A 4,087-nucleotide genomic window follows, 5' to 3' on the forward strand; every position below is an offset into this window, starting at 1 on the left:
CGTGGTGAACATCGCGGCCGCTTGGTGCATCTCCAAAGCCAACCGATCCTCGCTCAACGTCGAGGGTGCCTACCAGCACATCCTCAACGACCTCTTCGCTTTCATCGGCACCGCGGTGGCCGGTCTGATCGTGCTGCTCACCGGGTTCGCCCGCGCCGACGCCATCGCCACGCTGGTGGTGGTCGCCCTGATGGTCAAGGCCGGGTACGGGCTGCTGCGCGAGTCCGGCCGGATCTTCCTGGAGGCCGCCCCCGCAGACGTCGACCCGGACGCACTGGGTGACAAGCTCGTCGCCCAGGCGGCCGTCGTCGAGGTGCACGACCTGCACGTCTGGCAGATCACCTCCGGCCAGTCCGCCCTCTCCGCGCACGTCCTGGTCGAGCCGGGCGGCGACTGCCACGCCGTCCGCCGCGACCTGGAAGAGCTCCTCCAGCACGACTACGGCATCACCCACACCACGCTCCAGGTCGACCACACCCCGGAACAGGTCCTCCAGGTCGCCCTGACCGGCGAACGAGGGGGCGACGCCGCGCACTGCGAGGACCCGCACGGCCCCGTCCACCGGGGCGGACCGCACAGGCACTGACCTTCGCGCGGGCACCCGACGGCGGTCCAGGACTTGGTGGACACAGATTTCCGTGCACCTTCGAAGGCGTGCTGACCATCGCCTCCGGAATCGGCGCCCTGGCCCACGTCGGCCGCGCCCTCACCGACCGTCGGCACGCGTCGGCACACCCCGCCGACCTGGCCGACCAGCCGGAGATCCGTCCAGGCCCTGAACCGCGTCGGGCCGGCCAGGCCATCTCCTTCGGATCGTCCTCCCGGGTGTGCGATAGGTTGCCCGCCATGACTGAACTCGGTGCTGTCGCCTGGCCAGTTGACCCGATCAAGACCGAGCGGCTCGTGCTTCGCGAGTCCGAGGCCCGGGACCGTGCGGCGTTCATCGAGCTGTTCGCCTCAGCGGATGTGCACACCTACCTCGGTGGCCCTCAACCGCGTGATGAGCTCGAGCGCTCGGTCCCTGAGACGCCCGGGCGGCGCCCCGGTCTTTTCGTGATCGAGCTCGACGGAGCGATGATCGGCACTGCCGAGGTCAGCCGGCGCGATGCGGAGCGTCGCGGCAATGTCCGTCCGGACGCCGGGGAGGCCGAGCTCAGCTACCTCTTCCTGCCGGAGGTGTGGGGACGCGGGTACGCCACCGAGGCGTGCGCGGCGGCACTCGACTGGTTCGCCGACGCGTTTCCCGGCGTGGCGGTGGTGCTCTACACCCAGACCGCCAATGTCCGCTCAATGCGCCTCGCGACCAAGCTGGGGTTCACCGAGGTGAAACGGTTCGAGAAGTGGGACGCCGAACAGTGGATGGGCGAGTGGTCCCCGGTCACACCGCCCGCTTGAGGGTGACAGGACGGCTGGAAGTGGCGAACCGCTTCACCGCGCTGTTCTCCCAGGACTCCTGCTCTGCACGCGAGCCGGTCGGCAACAAGGCACTGCCCGCCGGAGTCACCCGCGCCGCAGCGGCGGGTGCGACATCGTCGTCCTAGTGCCGCGGTCCGGTCGGTGGCCGTAGAAGGCCGCCTCCCTCGACCCGCGGGCGGGCATCCTCACCGGCACGTGCGACTTCCGGCAGTCCAACAACAAGCAGGTCCCGCCGAACACCGACGGCTCGGTCGAGTCGGTGCAGAGGGTTCCGTGCCACTCCCAGGCGTTCTCACCCACGTCGGATACGACCCCGTACCCTCCCTGCGTCGCGGACCTCAAGGCGCAGATCGCCGCAGGCACCGGCAGCACCTCTCCGCCCTGCGCCGGGTGAGCCGTCGGCGGTGGGTCAGCCGCAGCAGACGTCATCCGTGGGGTGCCCCGCCAGGCCAGTCACGGCCATAGACGAACCGCCGACGGCCCCCGGACCCCGAAGCCGGGGCCCGAACGGGATGGAGGCGCATTCGCACGACTCGAAGACCGCAATGGGGGAACCGGGAGAGGAGCCCTGACACACGAGAGGGAGGCGGGTGCACGAGCCCGGATCCCTGCACCGGAGGAGAGGCCACGATGGCGCGCGCACAGGACTCCCGGCAGGCCGTCCCGAACACGCCGGGGATGCGCCCCGACAGCGACGGTGTCACCCGCCGCCGGCCGCTGCCGAGCCAGCACGTCGAGGAAACGGTCGAGGTCGCGGTGCCGGTACGGACGGCGTACAACCAGTGGACGCAGTTCAAGACGTTCCCCCGGTTCTCGCCCGTCGTGCACGACGTCGAACAGGTCAGGCCCACCGTGACCGCCTGGACCATCGGCTACGGGCCGCTGCGCCGCCGTTTCGCGGTGGAGATCGTGGAGCAGGACCCCGACTCCTACCTGGCCTGGCGCGGTCTGGAGCAGCGCCCCTCGCACCAGGGCGAGGTGGAGTTCAGGCCGACGGAGTCGGGTGGCACGGCCATCACCGTCCGGATGCTGCTCGAGCCTCGCGGAGCCACGAAACGGCTCACCCGCTCTTCCAAGGTCACACAGGTGACCGCCCGGCTGGTCCGCCGCGAGCTCCAGCACTTCAAGCAGTTCATCGAGGGGCTGGGCCAGGAGGGCGGGGCCTGGCGCGGCACCATCCGCAACGGCCGGGTACAGCACGACCACCCGGAACCGCCGAGGAGCCGGGTGGCCCAGTGGCCCGTCGGCTGACCCGCGTACCGGACTCGGCAGGACAGACGCCGTAGGACAGACGCGGCGAGAGAAAGGCGAAGCGATGCAGAACCCGCCCGGCGAGGAACCGGAGACCACCCTCTCGGTGACACCGCCGAAGAAGTGGGCGGCCGGGGTACCCGCGGTCGTACACGCGCTGGAGTACTCCCTGGAGCAGACCTCCCCGCGCAAGACCGGGGTGGACCTGCTCACCATCAACCAGGTGGGCGGGATCGACTGTCCCGGCTGTGCCTGGGCGGATCCGACCCCGGGGCAGCGCCATCGCAACGAGTACTGCGAGAACGGCGCCAAGCACATCAACGACGAGGCCACGAATCGCCGGATCACCGCCGACTTCTTCCGTGAGCACAGCGTCTCGGACCTCGCCGGGCGCTCGGACATGTGGCTCAACCAGCAGGGCCGGCTCACCGAGCCCATGATCAAGCGGCCGGGCTCGGACCACTACGAGCCCCTCAGCTGGAACGACGCCCTGGGCGTGCTCGCCGGGGAACTCACCTCGCTGGCCTCCCCGGACGAGGCCGTCTTCTACACCTCGGGCCGCGCCAGTAACGAGGCCGCGTTCGTCCTGCAGCTCTTCGCCCGCGCCTTCGGCACCAACAACCTGCCCGACTGCAGCAACATGTGCCACGAGTCCAGTGGCTTCGCCCTGAGCGAGACGCTGGGCACCGGCAAGGGCACCGTCAGCCTCGACGACCTCCACCACGCCGACCTGATCTTCCTGGTGGGGCAGAACCCCGGCACCAACCATCCGCGCCAGCTGACGGCCCTGGAGGAGGCCAAACGCAACGGCGCCCGGATCGTGGCGGTCAACCCGCTGCCCGAGGCCGGCCTGCGACGGTTCAAGAACCCGCAGAAGCCACGGGGTGTCATCGGACGCGGCACCCAGATCGCCGACCGCTTCCTGCACATCAAGCCCGGCGGCGACCTCGCCCTCTTCCAGGCCCTGAACCTCCTGCTGCTGGAAGCCGAGGACGCCCGGCCCGGCAGCGTCCTGGACCACGACTTCATCGACGCCCACACCGCCGGCTTCGAGGAGTTCGCGCAGCATGCCCGCACCGTCGACTGGGACGACGTGCGCACGGCGACCGGACTGACCCGCGAGGAGATCGAGAAGGTCCACGACGAGGTCCTGCGCAGCGAACGCGTCGTCGTCTGCTGGGCGATGGGCATCACGCAGCACAAGCACGGTGTGCCCACCATCCGGGAGATCGTCAACTTCCTGTTGCTGCGCGGCAATCTCGGTCGCGCAGGCACCGGCGCCTGCCCGGTGCGCGGGCACAGCAACGTCCAGGGCGACCGCACGATGGGCATCTGGGAGCAGATGCCGGATTCGTTCCTAGACGCGCTGCAGAAGGAGTTCGGCTTCGATCCGCCACGCCCCCACGGGCTCGACTCGGTG

At 70.0% G+C, this 4,087-nt stretch carries 5 protein-coding genes; all 5 read left to right on the top strand.

Annotated elements, in window-relative coordinates:
• Positions 1–586: cation diffusion facilitator family transporter (locus tag JF597_RS50225; RefSeq protein ID WP_294012948.1), on the top strand; the 586-nt coding region annotated here is incomplete at its 5' end.
• Positions 587–846: 260 nt separating this feature from the next.
• Positions 847–1,395 (top strand): GNAT family N-acetyltransferase, encoded by a 549-nt coding sequence (locus JF597_RS50230; RefSeq protein WP_294012959.1) that lies wholly within the window; start codon positions 847–849, stop codon positions 1,393–1,395.
• A 20-nt stretch (positions 1,396–1,415) separates the two neighbouring features.
• Positions 1,416–1,541: a hypothetical protein gene (locus tag JF597_RS50235; RefSeq protein WP_294012950.1), complete on the top strand. Its 126-nt coding sequence runs from the start codon at positions 1,416–1,418 to the stop codon at positions 1,539–1,541.
• Positions 1,542–2,046: 505 nt separating this feature from the next.
• A complete protein-coding gene (locus JF597_RS50240) occupies positions 2,047–2,667 on the top strand; it encodes an SRPBCC family protein (RefSeq protein ID WP_294012952.1) in 621 nt (206 codons plus the stop codon).
• Positions 2,668–2,731: 64 nt separating this feature from the next.
• A partial coding sequence (locus JF597_RS50245; protein WP_294012956.1) for a molybdopterin-dependent oxidoreductase occupies positions 2,732–4,087 on the top strand: 1,356 nt, incomplete at its 3' end.

The sequence above is a fragment of the Streptomyces sp. genome (assembly GCF_019510245.1).
Lineage (GTDB): Bacteria > Actinomycetota > Actinomycetes > Streptomycetales > Streptomycetaceae > Streptomyces.